At 66.1% G+C, this 14,513-nt stretch carries 13 protein-coding genes; 6 read left to right on the top strand and 7 right to left on the bottom strand.

Features of this window, described 5'->3' with window-relative positions; genetic code table 11:
* Positions 1 to 77: 77 nt before the first annotated feature.
* Both AB0L63_RS02390 and AB0L63_RS02385 read right to left on the bottom strand, forming a co-directional pair.
* Positions 78 to 284 (bottom strand): copper ion binding protein, encoded by a 207-nt coding sequence (locus AB0L63_RS02390; protein ID WP_364493406.1) that lies wholly within the window; start codon positions 282 to 284, stop codon positions 78 to 80.
* Positions 285 to 413: 129 nt separating this feature from the next.
* Positions 414 to 908 carry a TetR family transcriptional regulator gene (locus AB0L63_RS02385; RefSeq protein ID WP_364493404.1) on the bottom strand — a complete coding sequence of 165 codons (495 nt, stop codon included), beginning with the start codon at positions 906 to 908 and terminating at the stop codon, positions 414 to 416.
* Between the two features lie 200 nt (positions 909 to 1,108).
* Between AB0L63_RS02385 and AB0L63_RS02380 the strand changes: the two genes are divergently transcribed.
* Positions 1,109 to 2,044, top strand: coding sequence for a 4-(cytidine 5'-diphospho)-2-C-methyl-D-erythritol kinase (locus tag AB0L63_RS02380; protein WP_364493402.1), 936 nt, complete (start codon positions 1,109 to 1,111; stop codon positions 2,042 to 2,044).
* 12 nt (positions 2,045 to 2,056) lie between these two features.
* Here the strand turns inward: AB0L63_RS02380 and AB0L63_RS02375 are convergent, their stop codons facing one another.
* On the bottom strand, positions 2,057 to 2,905 hold the full coding sequence (locus tag AB0L63_RS02375; protein WP_364493400.1) for an LLM class flavin-dependent oxidoreductase: 849 nt from the start codon (positions 2,903 to 2,905) through the stop codon (positions 2,057 to 2,059).
* Positions 2,906 to 3,270: 365 nt separating this feature from the next.
* Between AB0L63_RS02375 and AB0L63_RS02370 the strand changes: the two genes are divergently transcribed.
* The gene (locus tag AB0L63_RS02370) at positions 3,271 to 5,133 is read left to right on the top strand and encodes an ABC-F family ATP-binding cassette domain-containing protein (protein WP_364493398.1); all 1,863 of its coding nucleotides are present in this window, start codon (positions 3,271 to 3,273) and stop codon (positions 5,131 to 5,133) included.
* 16 nt (positions 5,134 to 5,149) lie between these two features.
* Here the strand turns inward: AB0L63_RS02370 and AB0L63_RS02365 are convergent, their stop codons facing one another.
* A complete protein-coding gene (locus AB0L63_RS02365; RefSeq protein ID WP_364493396.1) occupies positions 5,150 to 6,085 on the bottom strand; it encodes an Abi-alpha family protein in 936 nt (311 codons plus the stop codon).
* The gene (locus tag AB0L63_RS02360; protein WP_364493394.1) at positions 6,076 to 7,398 is read right to left on the bottom strand and encodes a hypothetical protein; all 1,323 of its coding nucleotides are present in this window, start codon (positions 7,396 to 7,398) and stop codon (positions 6,076 to 6,078) included. The genes AB0L63_RS02365 and AB0L63_RS02360 overlap by 10 nt, the downstream gene beginning before the upstream one ends.
* Positions 7,399 to 7,729: 331 nt before the next feature.
* Between AB0L63_RS02360 and AB0L63_RS02355 the strand changes: the two genes are divergently transcribed.
* On the top strand, positions 7,730 to 8,608 hold the full coding sequence (locus AB0L63_RS02355; RefSeq protein WP_364493392.1) for an Abi-alpha family protein: 879 nt from the start codon (positions 7,730 to 7,732) through the stop codon (positions 8,606 to 8,608).
* 99 nt (positions 8,609 to 8,707) lie between these two features.
* Positions 8,708 to 9,265, top strand: a complete 558-nt coding sequence (locus tag AB0L63_RS02350; RefSeq protein ID WP_364493390.1) for a nuclear transport factor 2 family protein — start codon at positions 8,708 to 8,710, stop codon at positions 9,263 to 9,265.
* A gap of 72 nt (positions 9,266 to 9,337) precedes the next feature.
* Here AB0L63_RS02350 and AB0L63_RS02345 read toward each other — a convergent pair whose 3' ends face one another.
* Positions 9,338 to 10,981, bottom strand: a complete 1,644-nt coding sequence (locus tag AB0L63_RS02345; protein WP_364493388.1) for a peptide chain release factor 3 — start codon at positions 10,979 to 10,981, stop codon at positions 9,338 to 9,340.
* A gap of 359 nt (positions 10,982 to 11,340) precedes the next feature.
* Between AB0L63_RS02345 and AB0L63_RS02340 the strand changes: the two genes are divergently transcribed.
* Together AB0L63_RS02340 and pth are read left to right on the top strand one after the other, a co-directional pair.
* The gene (locus AB0L63_RS02340) at positions 11,341 to 11,934 is read left to right on the top strand and encodes a 50S ribosomal protein L25/general stress protein Ctc (protein ID WP_364493386.1); all 594 of its coding nucleotides are present in this window, start codon (positions 11,341 to 11,343) and stop codon (positions 11,932 to 11,934) included.
* 24 nt (positions 11,935 to 11,958) lie between these two features.
* Complete coding sequence (gene pth, locus AB0L63_RS02335) at positions 11,959 to 12,540, top strand: aminoacyl-tRNA hydrolase (protein WP_364493384.1); 582 nt, start codon at positions 11,959 to 11,961, stop codon at positions 12,538 to 12,540.
* A gap of 13 nt (positions 12,541 to 12,553) precedes the next feature.
* Here the strand turns inward: pth and AB0L63_RS02330 are convergent, their stop codons facing one another.
* Positions 12,554 to 14,191 (bottom strand): fatty acyl-AMP ligase, encoded by a 1,638-nt coding sequence (locus tag AB0L63_RS02330; RefSeq protein ID WP_364493382.1) that lies wholly within the window; start codon positions 14,189 to 14,191, stop codon positions 12,554 to 12,556.
* Positions 14,192 to 14,513: the final 322 nt, after the last annotated feature.

The raw sequence follows: 14,513 nt of genomic DNA, 5'->3' as shown, positions 1-14,513 counted from the left end.
AGCGCCGATACCGGGCTCGACACCGAACAGTGCGACGAGACCGCCGCCGGCCGCGGCGAATCTCGGCCGGGCCTGCGTCAGACGGCGACCTCGTATCCCGCCTCGTCCACGGCGGCGACGATGTCGGCGTTGGTGAGCGGTGCGGTGCTGTCCACCCGGACCGCACCGCTGGCGAGGTCGACGTCCACGCTGGTCACTCCATCGATCTTGCCGATCTCCGTTTTGACCGAGTTGACGCAATGTCCGCAGGTCATCCCCGTGACGGTGTAGGTGCTCGTGGCCATCTCCGACTCCTTCGCTCACATTCGATCATACGGTGCGGGGGTATCCCCGACGCCAATGAACATACCCCCGGAGGGTATTGAATGCAAGTGCGAGTCGCTCTGTCGTTCCAGGGGTTCGTCGACTAGTCGCTACGTAGGTTCGGATAGTTCCCGATCGCCCAGCCGAATTTGTCTGCTGATCCAGCCTCCAGTAGCGGAAGGCCAGCCGTGCATCGCCATTTCGGCCACCCGCTTCAGTTGATCGAGACTCGCGCCATCCCGGGCCGCCTGCGACATGCCCATGGCCGCATCGGTTGCGCGGGCCAGGTCGGCGATCTCGGGCTGGTGGTGTTGAGTCCGGCGCTGATCACCACGCAGCCGTGCGGCAAAAGAATGCGGCGCACCGTCGCCTCGGCGGTCGGCTCCTCGGCGAGCGCGCGCGATGAAGCTGCCGTAGCGCGCGTCGACGGCCTGCACGACCTCATTGAACAAGGTCGCCTTGTCGCCGAATGCGGCATACCGGCTCGGCGTACCGATTCCCATCGCCGCGGTCGGATCGCCGATCGAAGTCGCCTCGCAGCCGCGTGCCCAGAACAGTCGCAGCGCCTTTCCAGTGCGGCATCCGGATCGAACGAACGGGGGCATCCCCGGTCGGTGCACGTGTGACCACATCCGGTGTTATCGGGGATATCACCGCATTCCTCGCCTCCGACGATTCGCGGTGGGTCACGGGCAGTGGATCGATGCCACCGGCGGGGCCCTGCGGTAACCGTCCGGCACATGGGCGGTGAATGTCTCGTCTCGAGCTGAGCACCTGTCGTACCCACGGGATAGGCTTGAGCACCGTGTTGTCAGTTGTGCCAAGTCCCGTCGTCGTGCGCGCGCCGTCCAAGGTGAACCTCCACCTAGGCGTCGGTGATGTGCGCGCGGACGGCTACCACGAGCTGACCACGGTGTTCCAGGCCCTCTCGCTCAGCGATGATCTGGAACTGGCCCCCGCCGCTTCGTTGACGGTACGGGTCAGCGGCGAGGGCGCCGACGATGTGCCGACCGATCGAACCAATCTGGTGTGGAAGGCCGCCGTACGCATCGCACATCTGGCCGGCCGCGCCCCGCTGGTGGAAATCGCCATCAATAAGGGCATTCCGGTGGCGGGCGGGATGGCGGGCGGCAGTGCGGATGCCGCCGCGGCGCTGGTCGGTTTGAACGAACTCTGGGATGTCGGGCTGATTCGCGACGAATTATTCGCGGTCGCAGCCGAACTCGGCAGCGATGTGCCGTTCGCGCTGCACGGCGGAACGGCGCTCGGCACCGGTCGGGGCGAGCGGCTGCTTCCGGTGTTGTCCCGCAATACCTTTCACTGGGTGCTCGCGCTCGCCAAGGGCGGATTGTCCACCCCCGCCGTCTTCGCCGAACTAGACCGGCTACGCGAAATCGGCAACCCGCCCCGGCTAGGTGGGCCGCAGGAATTGATGCAGGCGCTGGCCTCCGGTGATCCGAAACAGCTTGCGCCCCTGTTGGGTAACGATCTGCAGGCAGCGGCCCTGTCGCTGCAGCCGGAGTTGCGGCGGACATTGCGCGCGGGCGTCGGTGCGGGTGCGCTGGCCGGGCTGGTTTCCGGCTCCGGCCCGACCTGCGCATTTCTCTGTGACAGCGAGGAGGCCGCGGTGGCGGTCGCGGCCGAGCTCGCGGGTGCGGGTGTGTGCCGCAGCGTGCGCACCGCGAGCGGACCGGTACCCGGTGCGCGGGTCATCAGCAGTGAGGCACCCGGCAAGCGCTGACGTTTCGCCGGGTTATGCGATCACGTCGGCGAGGCGGTCCACTTGGTCGGCGTCGCGACCGTAGCAATAGAGCATGACCTCATCGGCGCCGAGATCCTCGAATTGGCCGATGGTCGTGCGGATCTCGGCGGGCGTGGTGAGCATTCCGGCCAGCATGAAATCGGCACGACCGCTGAATTCGTAATAGGCCCCCATCGACGCGCGGGCGTCTTCGACGACGCCGGGTGCGCCCAGCGCGATATTGACTTGAGCGACAATGCGGGGCACACCGTCGCGGCCGTGTTCGCTCCATGAGCGGCGGGCGGTGTCGAACAGACCACCGGCCCACGACGGTGCGGCGGCGGCGAGAAAGCCACCGCCCCAACGGCCGACGCGATCGATGGCGGCGGGCTGGAAGCCGCCGAAGAGCAGCTCGGGTCCCTCGGGACGCAGCGGTGCCGGACCGATCGGTCCGCAGTCGGCGTTGTACGGCCGGCCGGACCACAGGCGGCGCATGATCTCGAGCTGTTTGTCCAGGCGGCGGCCGCGGGAGCGCAGCTCGGTGCCGGAGGCGATGTGATCATCCGCGCGACCGCCGACGCCGAGGCCGAGCACCAACCGGCCACCGGACATGCGATCGAGGGTGGCGGCCTGTTTGGCGAGCAGCGTCGGCTCGCGCAGCGGCGCGATGAGCACCTCGGTCTGTACCTTGATCCGGCTGGTGGCACCGGCGATCATGCCGAGCGCGACCAGTGGTTCGGGATTGTCGTAGACGAGTCGGTCGAGCAGACCGAGAGTGGAGAACGGACCCGCATCGGCGCGGCGGGCCCAGTCGAGCAGGGCGGCGGGATCGGAAATGGGCAGACCAAGTCCGACGTGCATGAGAGCCTCCAGATAAGCGGAAATCGAAACCGTGCCGCCCCCGATTATCTCGATCTCGAGATGGGGCTCCCATTCTGCGGCTGTCCTCGGGAGCGCTATCGCTAACATTGTTCGTAACGAACGACGTTCGTGAATTCACTGTAAACGAACGGCGTTCGTTGTGCAAACGGCCGAGGACTCCGGCAAGTGATCACTGATTTCGCCAAGGACATTGATAACTCGTCGTCGGGTACGTCCAAAACAGGTCCCGGACCGCGACCGTTGGCCCGCGAGGGAAGGTGAGTAGGCTCGCACGGCCGGCAAAATACGCGCCAGAGGCGGGCCGAGCCCACCCACCCCGCCGGCTGTCATCCCCGGAAGGATCCATGTCCAACCTGATCAACCTCGAACAGGTCTCCAAGAGTTTCGGTATCAAACCGCTCCTGGACAACGTTTCGCTCGGCATTCACGCGGGCGAGCGGATCGGTGTCGTCGGCCTGAACGGTGGCGGCAAGACCACCCTGTTGGAGGTGCTGACCGGTCTCGAACCGCCCGACAGTGGCCGGGTGAGCCGAGTCGGCGGGCTGCGGATGGCGGTGGTGACCCAGCGTGGCGTGCTGCCCGCTGGCGCGACCGTCGGATCCGTCGTGCTGGCCGGACTGGCCGATGATGCGCGGCCGGCTGGCGCGAGCGACGGGCACGGAGGCGATAGCTTGCGTGACCACGGAGGGCCCCTGGAGCGCCGAGATGGCTACGGCGTAGCCGAACACGAATGGGCTTCGAATCCGCGCATCCGTGCGGTCATGGCGGGCATCGGCATCGAGGGCCTCGGTTTGGACACCTCGGTCGACAATCTGTCCGGTGGCGAGCGCCGCCGCGTCGCACTGGCCGCCGCGCTGGTTCGCGATCTGGATCTGCTCGTGCTCGACGAGCCGACCAACCATCTCGATGTCGAGGGCGTGCAGTGGCTGGCCCGACATCTGCTCGAACGCCGCAGCGCCCTGGTGGTGGTGACCCACGATCGCTGGTTCCTCGACACCGTGGCCACCGACACCTGGGAGGTCGTCGGCGGCAAGGTCGAGAGCTATGAAGGTGGTTACGGCGACTGGATTTTCGCACGTGCCGAGCGGGCGCGGCAGGCCGATGCCGCCGAGGCCAGGCGCGCGAATCTGGCGCGCAAGGAGTTGGCCTGGTTGCGGCGCGGTGCGAAGGCCCGCACCTCCAAGCCGCGCTATCGGGTGGAGGTGGCCGAGGCGCTGATCGCCGATGTGCCGCCACCGCGCGACAGCGTCTCGCTGGCCGCATTCGCGCGAAAGCGCCTGGGCCGCGTCGTCATCGAATTAGAGGATGCCACCCTCACCACTCCGGACGGCCGAGAGCTGGTGCGCGACTTGACCTGGCGCCTGGCACCGGGGGAGCGAGTCGGCCTGGTAGGCGTGAACGGCTCCGGCAAGACGACGCTCCTACGCACGCTGGCCGGTGCCATCGAACCCGCTGCAGGCAAACGCATTCAGGGGCAGACAGTCCAGATCGGTTGGCTGCGTCAGGAACTCGACGACCTGCCCACCGAGCTGCGCGTCCTGGAAGCGGTACAGCAGATCGCGCAGCGAATCATGCTGGGGGACAAGGAAATATCCGCTGGTCAGCTGGCCGAGCGTCTCGGTTTCACCCCGGCCCGCCAGCGTACCCCGGTCGGCGACCTATCCGGTGGCGAGCGTCGCAGGCTACAACTGACCCGCATCCTGATGTCCGAACCGAATGTTCTGCTGCTCGACGAGCCGACCAACGACCTGGACATCGACACCCTGCAACAACTGGAAGACCTGCTCGACAACTGGGCGGGCACTCTGGTTGTGATCAGTCACGACCGCTATCTGATCGAGCGCGTCTGCGACTCCACCTGGGCCCTGTTCGGCGACGGAAAGCTCACCAACCTACCCGGCGGTATAGATGAATATCTGAAGAAGCGCGCCGCATCGAGCTCCGCCACAACGCGATCCGCCGAGCCCAAGCCCGCCGTAACCCCAGCCACCGACTCCGCCGCCTACCGCGCCGCCCGTAAGGAGTTGGCCAAACTGGAGCGCACCATCGACAAACTCACCGAGCGCGAGCAGCGCCTGCACACCGCCCTGGCTGACGCCGCCACCGATCCGGACAAACTCAGCACCCTGGGCGCCGAGCTGAAACAGGTCCTGGCTGAGAAGGAATCCGTGGAGGAGCGCTGGCTGGAACTGGCCGACGGCGCCTGATCCGAGCGGCGCTGGTCTAGCTGGTGCCGGAGACGCGCCCGTCCTGGACGACAACCGGCAGGCAGGTTTGGACGAAGTCCGCGCCGAAGCCGGTGAGCGCGACGCTGCGGTAGTAGACCTTGGTACCGAAACCGGAGCGCTTCAACACTTCTCGGACCGGGGATTGGGCTTCGAGGAGCTGGTAGCGGTTCGGGTTGCCCACCGGTTCCTTGACGAATTCGATCAGGCCGAGGCGGCGCAGATTGGGCAGATATTGCTGGATGCGGTTGGGAAACCGCAGGCCCGCATGTTCGCCGATCAGGTTGAGCCCGGAGATGATTCGCTCGACACCGATGCCGCGTGGCCGTCCGGCGCGGATATCGATCGAGGGCTGCGGGCCGTCGAGGTGCAGGAAGCGCAGGATGCGCGCCTCATCGGGGGTCAACTCCTCGAGCATGTGCGCGAAGGCCGGGTGGGTTTCCTGGGGCTCGCCCTGCGTACTCGCCGAAAGCCGCAGCAGCGCCGCGCCCTGCTCGCGCAGCGTGGGAACGGCGTCGGGCGTGGGCTGTTCGGGCGTGGCGGGCAGACCCAACGCGCGCCGTACCGCGTCGCGTACCTCGGCCTCGGCCTCGGCCAGCACCGCACGCGGTGGACTTCCGGCGATACTGCCGCGCACCACAGTGGCCCCGACGCCGAGGGCGGTGTCGATGCCCCACGCGGTCACTCCGGCCGCCGCGCTCACCGCGACCCGGGCGACCCCGGTCGTCGCCCGCACGGTCTTGCGCAGCGAGCCGGGCTCCCGCTTCGGCGCGGCCGATTCGATCGCGCCGACCGGCAGCCGTGCGATCTGCGTCGATTGGCCCGATTCCGACTCGGGAGTTGTTGCGGTTTCGGCCACTTCGGACTGGGCCGTTCGCTCGGAGCCCCGCCCGGCGGCTCGCGGATCGTCGCCGCCAGCTTCAGTCACAGCCATGTTGTCGCCACTCCCGTTCCGAAGATCAGGATGTGAGCGTATCCGGCGAAGAGCCCCAACACGCCGCCATGCAGAAAAAGGAGCCATTCGTCCTGTTTGATGGCCGATCGCAGCATATCCACGAAGTCGGGGGGCGATAGCGCCGCCATCTGTTTGGCGATGTAGTCGTTGATCTGCCTACCCTGCTGGACGTTGAAGTCCGGATCGGCGAAGGCGATTGGAGCGATGGATATGGCCTCGGTGGTCAGCGTCGACTGTAGCGAATCGTACTCTCGGCTGCCGAGCACGAACTTCACCGCCGGTCGCGCTGGTCCGAGCGCCCGGTCCGCGGCCGGGCGCAGCGTGTCCTCGAGCATCTGCATAGTCCGGTCCGAGCGCGGGCCGTTCAGCAGCTCGTCACCGATATTCGCGACGGTAATCACCTGACTGGAGACCAATTCCGCGTAGCCGTCGGTGATTTCGAGCTGGCGCTTGATGAGCAGACCCTGCCGCCACGGGCACCACCACTTCGGGTATGCGGGCGCGAAGATCATGTTCAGGCCGATCCAGTTGACCACCCAGCCGATGATGACGCCGCCGATCGGCAGCACAACCAGCGTCGACCACCCGGTCAGATGCAGCACCACGACCAGCACTACACCCATCGGCGCGCCGAAGTAGAAACCGAAGTTCTGCATGAAGCGCAGTTCTTTGGCGCCCAGCACCTGGAAAAGGGTGTTGAGCAGATGCGGACGCGCCTGGAAATAGCGGATGACCATCTGCTTGACGTCCAGCAGTTGATCGATATTGGCGCCCAATTCATTGGTCAGCTCGCGCAGAATATCGGGCAGCTGCTGGCGGACTCGCGCATGAATCATCTCGCGCACACCGGTCGGCAGGTTGTACCAGAGTTGCGGATGTTCGCGGCGCAGGATTTCTTCGACGATGTCCCTGATCTGTGCGTCGGCAATACTGGCGAGGTGTTCGGCGAGCTTGTCCGGTTCCAGTTCCCGATAGAAGTCGGCGACGCTGCCGAGTTTCGCCAGGCCCTTGTCGACCGCGATGCTCGCCATTTTGTCCGCGCGCGACGGCACGATGCCCTGCCAGCCGATTCGGCCGTCGTAGCTCAGCAGCGGCAGCACCTGAATTCGCTTGGGCAGGAAGGGGAACAGCGCGCGCAATCCGGGTAGATGAATACCGTGAAAGGCGACCGGCTTGAACAACATCAGGATGCCGGTCCAGTTGGTGATGTAACCGATGATGCCGGTGAAGAGGGGGATAGTCACTAACTCCAGGAGGACTGTCGGGTGCACCCCGAAAACGCTCTCCAACACGACACCCTCCTGCCGATACACCGGTGACCGCCGCCTCACCGGCAACCCAAACTAGCACCCAGTCGGCAGACGGACCCTACTGTGAGGTGGAGCAGCCGGTCCACTGCGAGTGTCTCGACCCACAGCCGATTGTCTGAGACATCAGTCACACTGTGTGTCCGCAATGTCGTAGTGTCAACCAACGCCGGAGACAATGGCGGCCATCACGCGTCGGATAGCAGGGGTCGGCGGGTTTGCCGGCCGACTCGGCTCACGGTAGGGCATACCTGGAAGGCTGGCTGGCAATAATCTGTGGGCGTATTCGTTCACTTGGCAATACATCGGAGTAGAAGTGACAGACGACAGGACCGGACAGGACATGGCCCCGGCCGGTTCCCGCGCGGTGGAGCGCAGCTCGGATGTCGAACAGCGGCAGATCAGCAACGAGGCGCGGCTGATTCGCGGTGTGTTCCGAGCGGCGGGGCTCGCGGCGGGCACCATGGTGCGCGGTAGTCAGTGGGCCGTCGAGACGACCTATGAGGTGACCAAGGAGATCACCCAGGCCGCGCTCGATGGTGAGTCGTCGGCGGATATCGCCGAGCGCACCGGTAATGCGTTGCGCTCCATCGCCCGTAGCGCGCTCGGTGTCACCGAGGGGTCGGTGCGCGAAATCGTCAGCTACGTACCGACTTCCAACGGTGCGCCGCAGCAGGCGCCGATCGGTATCGGCGCGCCGATGCGCTCGGCCAGCAGTGCGGAATTGCGTCGCCGCGGCGATGCGCTGCTCGCGCGCTCCGCCGATGTCTACTTCACCGAGGACGTGCACCCGGCCTATGACCGGATCCTCGACGAGTTGGCTCCGGATGAGGCGCGCATTCTGCGGTTCATGGCGTTGAACGGTCCGCAGCCGACGGTGGATGTGCGTACCAACCGTCCGCTCGGCATCGGCTCGGAACTGGTGACCGGTGCTCTGACTTCGGTTCCGGAACAGGCCGGTGTCCGTTATCCGGACCGCGCGCGCACCTATCTGATCAACCTCAACCGCCTCGGCCTGACCCAGGTTTCCGATGATCCGGTGGTGTTGAGCCGCTATATGGTGCTCGAGGTGCAGCCGGTGGTCGAGGCCGCGCTGAAGAAGGCCGGACGTGCGCCCAAGATTGTGCGCAAGAGTCTGCGGCTGACCGAATTCGGCAGCGATTTCTGCAACACCTGCTTCACTATCGGGAACTGACTCGTACGGTTGACCGCTGATTCGGCGCGAAGTGATAGCAATCTGATACAAATCTCCCAATCTCTGTAGCACCGCGACTTCGAATGGGATTGTTGAGATATGGACCAGGATGCTGTGTCAGCGATCAGTCGCCTGAAGTTCAGGTATCTGCGCACCCTCGACACCAAGTCGTGGGATGAATTTGCGGATACCATGATCCCGGAGGCGACCGCCACCTACAGCGAATACCTGCAGTTCGAGTCGCGGGACGCGTTCCTGGCGTTCATGCGCAACACCCTCGGTCCGCACGTCATCACCGAGCACCGATGCGATCATCCGGAGATAGATGTCGAAGGCGACACTGCCACCGGCACTTGGTATCTCGCCGACACGGTGCTGATACCGGCGCACAACATGCTGTTGCGTGGCGCGGCGTTCTACACCGATCGTTACGTCCGCTGCACGGACGGTCAGTGGCGCATCGCGCATACCGGATATGAACGAACCTATGAGGTCGTGCTCTCGCTCAGCGATCTGCCGAGCCTGCGGCTGACGTCGAGTCGCTGGGGGCTGATCACGCGGGAGGACGGCATGGCGGCGGTCGAACGCGAACCCGGCCCCACCACCCCGCTGCGGCGCGAGCCCGCCCCGGAGGCGGCGGAACCCGAGGCCGGGTGAGCGCGGTGGCCCGAGCGCCGCGACTCCGCGTCCCTCGCCGATCGGGTCGCGAACGGTCGCTGCGGCTGATCCCTAGTCCGCCGTGGCGACCAGCGGCTCGAGCGTGAGCTTCGGATGCTCCTTCTCGATGTACTGCAACCGCCACTTATCGCTGAACAGCGCCAATAGCGCCCCATCGGAGCGGGTGAACACCTCGACCCCGCGCTGCCGATCGAGTTCGGCCATCGACTCCGCATCGGTGCGCCGGGCCAGCGTGTAGGGCAGGTGCTCCAGATGCGTCTCGACGCTGAACTCCGCGAGCATCCGCGCGGTGACGACCTCGAACTGCATCGGACCGACCGCCGCGAGCACCGGTGCCGCGTCACCGCGCGCGTCATTGCGCAGCACCTGCACCACGCCTTCGGAATCGAGCTGGTCGATGGCCTTGCGGAACTGCTTGTACTTACCCGCACTCTGCGCCCGCAGCACTGCGAAGTGCTCCGGTGCGAAGGACGGGATCGGCGGGAACTCCACCTTCTTGTCCACGAACAGCGTGTGTCCAGGCGCCAGTGCGGTGGCATTCACGAGGCCGACCACATCACCGGGGTATGCGGTGTCGACGGTCGAGCGTTCGCGTCCGAAAACCGTGAGCGCGTATTTGGTCGCGAACGGTCGCCCGGTCTGCGCGTGCGTGACAACCATGCCGCGCTCGAATTCACCGGAGACGATCCGCATGAATGCGAGCCGATCCCGGTGTGCCGCATCCATTCCGGCCTGCACCTTGAAGACGACCGCGCTGAACGGATCGGTGGTACCGCGCGACGTGCCGGCGATATCGGCGCGTGAGCCGGGTGCGGGCGCCAGTGCGACCAGGGTCTCCAGCAGTTGGCGCACACCGAAATTCAGCATCGCGGAGGCGTAGATGACCGGGGAGGTCTGCCCGGCCAGGAACATCTCCTGATCGTGGTCCTGTCCAGTGGCCGAGAGCAGTTCGCTCTCCTCGGCGGCCGTCGTCCACGCGTGCCCCTCGCGGGCCTCGGCCAATTCCGGATCTATCGATTCCTCGGGCGCGATGGTCGCACCACCCGCGGTCCGGGTGAAGTGGATGTACTCGTCGGCCACACCCTCCGGACCGCGACGTAGCAGCCCGCGGAAGTCACCGGCGATGCCGACCGGCAAGAACAGCGGGGTCGGGATGAGGCCGATCCGTTCGCTGATCTCGTCGAGCAGTTCCAGCGGCGCGCGGCCTGGCCGGTCCCATTTGTTGATCACGGTGATGACCGGGATGCCGCGATGGCGACACACCTGGAACAGCTTCAGTGTCTGCGGCTCCAGACCCTTGGCGGCGTCGATGAGCATGACCGCGGCGTCCACGGCGGTGAGCACGCGGTAGGTGTCCTCGGAGAAATCCGAGTGGCCGGGGGTGTCGACCAGATTGATGACGTTATCGATCTCCGAGCCCGCGGCGCGGTAGTTGAACTGCAACGCGGTCGAGCTCACGGAGATACCGCGCGCCTTCTCCATCTCCATCCAGTCCGACACGGTGGATTTGCGTCCGGCCTTGCCGTGGATCGCGCCCGCCTCGGAGATCATTCTGGCGTGCAATGCCAGTGCCTCGGTGAGCGTCGACTTGCCTGCGTCTGGATGGGAGATCACCGCGAATGTGCGCCGCCGGGCGACCTCGGCGGGCAAACCACGCGGGGCGGGCGTGACGACACCCTCAGTGGAGGCGGTCAACTTCAACAACCTTTCAGACGGCCGATCGGCAACCGCTCCAGCGTACGCGACCCGTCTATGGCATGCCGACGGCAGACCGGCGCCCATGCGGACGGCACACACCGGAGAGCGCACCGACCTCGGTGATAGGCGACCCCGCCACCCAATTCAGCTTGACATAAACACTTGCGCTATGGTGTTCGGGTTGTCTCGGCGAGGGTGACCGCAGACGTAATGCGTTCACCGTGATCGACGCGGCGCGGCTCTCGGCCGTCCTCGTTCGGTCTTCGCCCGACGAATAGACCAACCTTTGCCAGGGCGGATAACGGTCCCTGGCGCACTGTTGACAGCCCGTAAGAGCCGTAGGAGTAGATCCAGTCATGTCCGACGCCAACGTTCTCGAAGCCGCCGTACGCACGGAGTTCGGCAAGGGCGCCGCCCGCCGCACCCGTCGCGCGGGCAACGTTCCCGCCGTGCTGTACGGCCACGCCGCCGACCCGCAGCACCTCTCGCTCAACGCCCAGGCCTTCGCCGCCATCCTGCGCGAGCACGGCACCAATGCCGTGCTGAACCTCGTCATCGACGGCAAGAACCAGCTTGCGCTGACCAAATCCGTTGTGGTGCACCCGATTCGCCGTTACATCGAGCACGCCGACCTGCTGATCGTCAAGCGCGGCGAGAAGGTCACCGCCGATGTGAACGTCACGCTGACCGGTGAGGCCGGTCCGGGCACCCTGGTCACCCAGGAATCCACCACGCTGTCCATCGAGGCCGAAGCGCTCAACATTCCGGAGGCCATCGAGGTCTCGATCGAGGGCGCCGAGGCCGGCACCCAGATCGCCGCGGGCGCGATCGAGCTGCCGAAGGGTGCCACCCTGGCCGGTGACCCGGAGGCCCTGATCGTCAACATCATCGCCGCCCCGGCCGCCGAGGCTCCCGCCGAGGAAGCCGGCGAAGCCGCGAGCGCCGAGTAAGAACTCCCCGGATCGGTTATCCGGATGACCGAATCCTCGACCGGGCCCGCGCTCGTGGTCGGACTTGGCAACCCAGGTCCCGAGTACGAGCGCACCCGGCACAATATCGGCTTTCTGGTCGCCGACGTGCTCGCGCAGCGTGTCGGCGGCCGTTTTGCTGTGCACAAGAAGTCCGGCGCGGATCTGTTGCAGGCCCGGCTGGACGGGCGTCAGGTCTTGATCGCCAAGCCGCGCTCGTTCATGAATCTGTCCGGGCGACCGGTCGCGGCGCTGGCGAAATTCTTCTCGGTGCCGCCGACCGAAGTGATCGTCGTGCACGACGAACTGGATCTGCCGTTCGGTCAGGTCCGGCTCAAGCGCGGCGGCGGCGAGGGCGGGCACAACGGATTGCGTTCGGTCTCCAGTGCCCTGACCACCAAGGACTATCTGCGCGCCCGCATCGGCATCGGCCGCCCGCCGGGTCGCCAGGACCCGGCGGACTATGTGCTCAAACCGTTTTCGTCGGTGGAGCGCAAGGAAGTGCCGGTGATCGTCGAACAGGCCGCGGACGCGGTCGAACTGCTACTGCGCGTCGGGCTCGAGCCAGCCCAGAACCAGTTGCACTAGGACGCCGTTCGGTTCACCGCAGGTGAATCGCGGTGGCGGCGCGGCGCAGCTTGCCCGAGGAGGTTTTGGGGAGGGCGCCGGGGCCGAGGACGGCGACGGTGCGGGGGCGCGCGCCGACCTCGGAGAACACCGCGTGCACGATTTCGCGTTCGATGCGCTTGACCTCGTCGGCATTCTGGTGGTCATTGCTTTCCACGACGACCGCGAAGCTTTCCCGCTTCTCACCCGCGTCCAGGCGGACCGCGACGGCATTGCCGGGGCGCACACCCGCCACGCGCAGGGCGGCACGCTCGATATCGGTCGGGTAGATATTGCGGCCGCCCATAATGATGACGTCCTTGATCCGGCCGCACACCACGATCAGGCCCTCATCGGTGAAGTAGCCGATATCGCCGGTGTCGAGCCAGCCGTCCGGATCCTGTGCCGGGCGGAACCCGTTGACCGTGACATAGCCGGAAGTGACCGCGGGACCGCGCAGTTCGATCACGCCGACGGAACGGGACGGCAGCGGCTGGCGCTCCGCGTCGACGACCCGGCCCTCCAGATTGTCGACCAGATAGCCGAGCGTTGGCAGGCGGCGGACATTGCCGTGGTGGTCGTGCGCCGGCACGGCCTTGCCCAGCGCCTCCAGCAGATCGGCATCGATGACATCGAGGATCTGTCCATGTCCGGGATCCGGAATAGATACGGCCAGTGTGGTTTCGGCCATGCCGTAGACCGGGGTGAGCGCCATGGGATTGAGCCGGAAGCGTTTGCCGGCCGCGGCCAGCGCTTCCATGGTGTCCGGATCGACGGGTTCGGCGCCGTTCCACATGTACCGCACGCTGCTGAGATCGTAGGCGCCGTCCTCGGCCTGCATGAGCCGGCGGGCCAGCAGCGAGTACGCGAAATTCGGTGCCGCCGTGACGGTGCCGCGGTACTTGTCGATCAGCTCGGCCCACAGCAGTGGCCGCATCAGGAAGTCGATCGGTGTCACGCAGACCACTTCGGCGCCGAACTGCATCGGGACGCTGAGAAATCCGACCATCCCCATATCGTGGAAAAGCGGCAGCCAGCTGATCATCACATCGTCGTTGAGCTGGAACTTCACCCGGTCGAACATGGCGTAGGCGTTGACGTAGAAGTTCCCGTGTGTGATCCGCACCGCCTTCGGTGATCCGGTCGAACCGGATGTCAACTGCTGCAACGCGATATCGGTCTCGACGGTCGGCACCGGATCGGTCTCCTGGCCGTCGCGCAGTTGATCGATGCGCACCACGGTGATGCCGCGCTCGCGCAGCACCGGTTCGGCGGCCTCGAAGGGCGCGCCGAGTACCACAGCGCGCGCCTCGATCATCGACAGCACGGTCTCGGTATCGCGCGCCCAGACCAGCAGATCCGTGCGCGGGGTCGGCTGATGCAACATGGTGATCGACGCGCCGCGCATCCAGATGCCCTGACACGTCGGTGCGATATCGACTGGCATCCCGGCCAGTACGCCGACCGCGTCGCCGTGTCCGATACCGGCCGCCGCCAGTCCGCCCGCCATCCGGCGCGCGATCCCGTGGATCTCGCGCCAGGTCTGCCGCAGCGGCGCATTCGGTTCCCCGGTCACCAGCCCGCGAACCGAGGTTTGCGCCGTCGCGTACATCTCATCGGTGAACCTGCTCAAGTCCAACTCCTGATCGCCCATGGTGCGATGGCCGGACGTTGTGCACCGGCCTGTTCCAACTATCCCGTCAATTGTGCTTCGCGTTAACGGTTCCACCGGCAGTAGGCGGTGAACTTGTCGGATCTGGTCGGCTGATCGGGGGCGCGAACCTACGAACGGTTCGAATCAAAGGTGGCGGCGTAGTGGTCCACGAAGTTGCGACCGTCCGCCACCGACCCGAGGGCCGCCGCTATCGCGCTGTGGACCAACCTGCATGGCATCGCCGCTCTCCTGGACAACCGCAGTCTGCGCCTTGTCGGCCCGGGAACCGACACGCGCGCTC

Origin of the sequence: Nocardia sp. NPDC051990, from assembly GCF_040680755.1 — a bacterium.
GTDB lineage: Bacteria > Actinomycetota > Actinomycetes > Mycobacteriales > Mycobacteriaceae > Nocardia.
Note: the sequence above shows the minus strand (reverse complement) of the source record. Positions and strands in the feature narration are given on the sequence as shown.

What these genes read in the sequence shown, in the direction of transcription:
- AB0L63_RS02385 (WP_364493404.1), bottom strand. Translation starts at nt 908, where the DNA reads ATGCCCCCGTTCGTTCGATCCGGATGCCGCACTGGAAAGGCGCTGCGA.
- pth (WP_364493384.1), top strand. Translation starts at nt 11,959, where the DNA reads ATGACCGAATCCTCGACCGGGCCCGCGCTCGTGGTCGGACTTGGCAAC.
- AB0L63_RS02350 (WP_364493390.1), top strand. Translation starts at nt 8,708, where the DNA reads ATGGACCAGGATGCTGTGTCAGCGATCAGTCGCCTGAAGTTCAGGTAT.
- AB0L63_RS02365 (WP_364493396.1), bottom strand. Translation starts at nt 6,085, where the DNA reads ATGGCTGTGACTGAAGCTGGCGGCGACGATCCGCGAGCCGCCGGGCGG.
- AB0L63_RS02340 (WP_364493386.1), top strand. Translation starts at nt 11,341, where the DNA reads ATGTCCGACGCCAACGTTCTCGAAGCCGCCGTACGCACGGAGTTCGGC.
- AB0L63_RS02370 (WP_364493398.1), top strand. Translation starts at nt 3,271, where the DNA reads ATGTCCAACCTGATCAACCTCGAACAGGTCTCCAAGAGTTTCGGTATC.
- AB0L63_RS02375 (WP_364493400.1), bottom strand. Translation starts at nt 2,905, where the DNA reads ATGCACGTCGGACTTGGTCTGCCCATTTCCGATCCCGCCGCCCTGCTC.
- AB0L63_RS02390 (WP_364493406.1), bottom strand. Translation starts at nt 284, where the DNA reads ATGGCCACGAGCACCTACACCGTCACGGGGATGACCTGCGGACATTGC.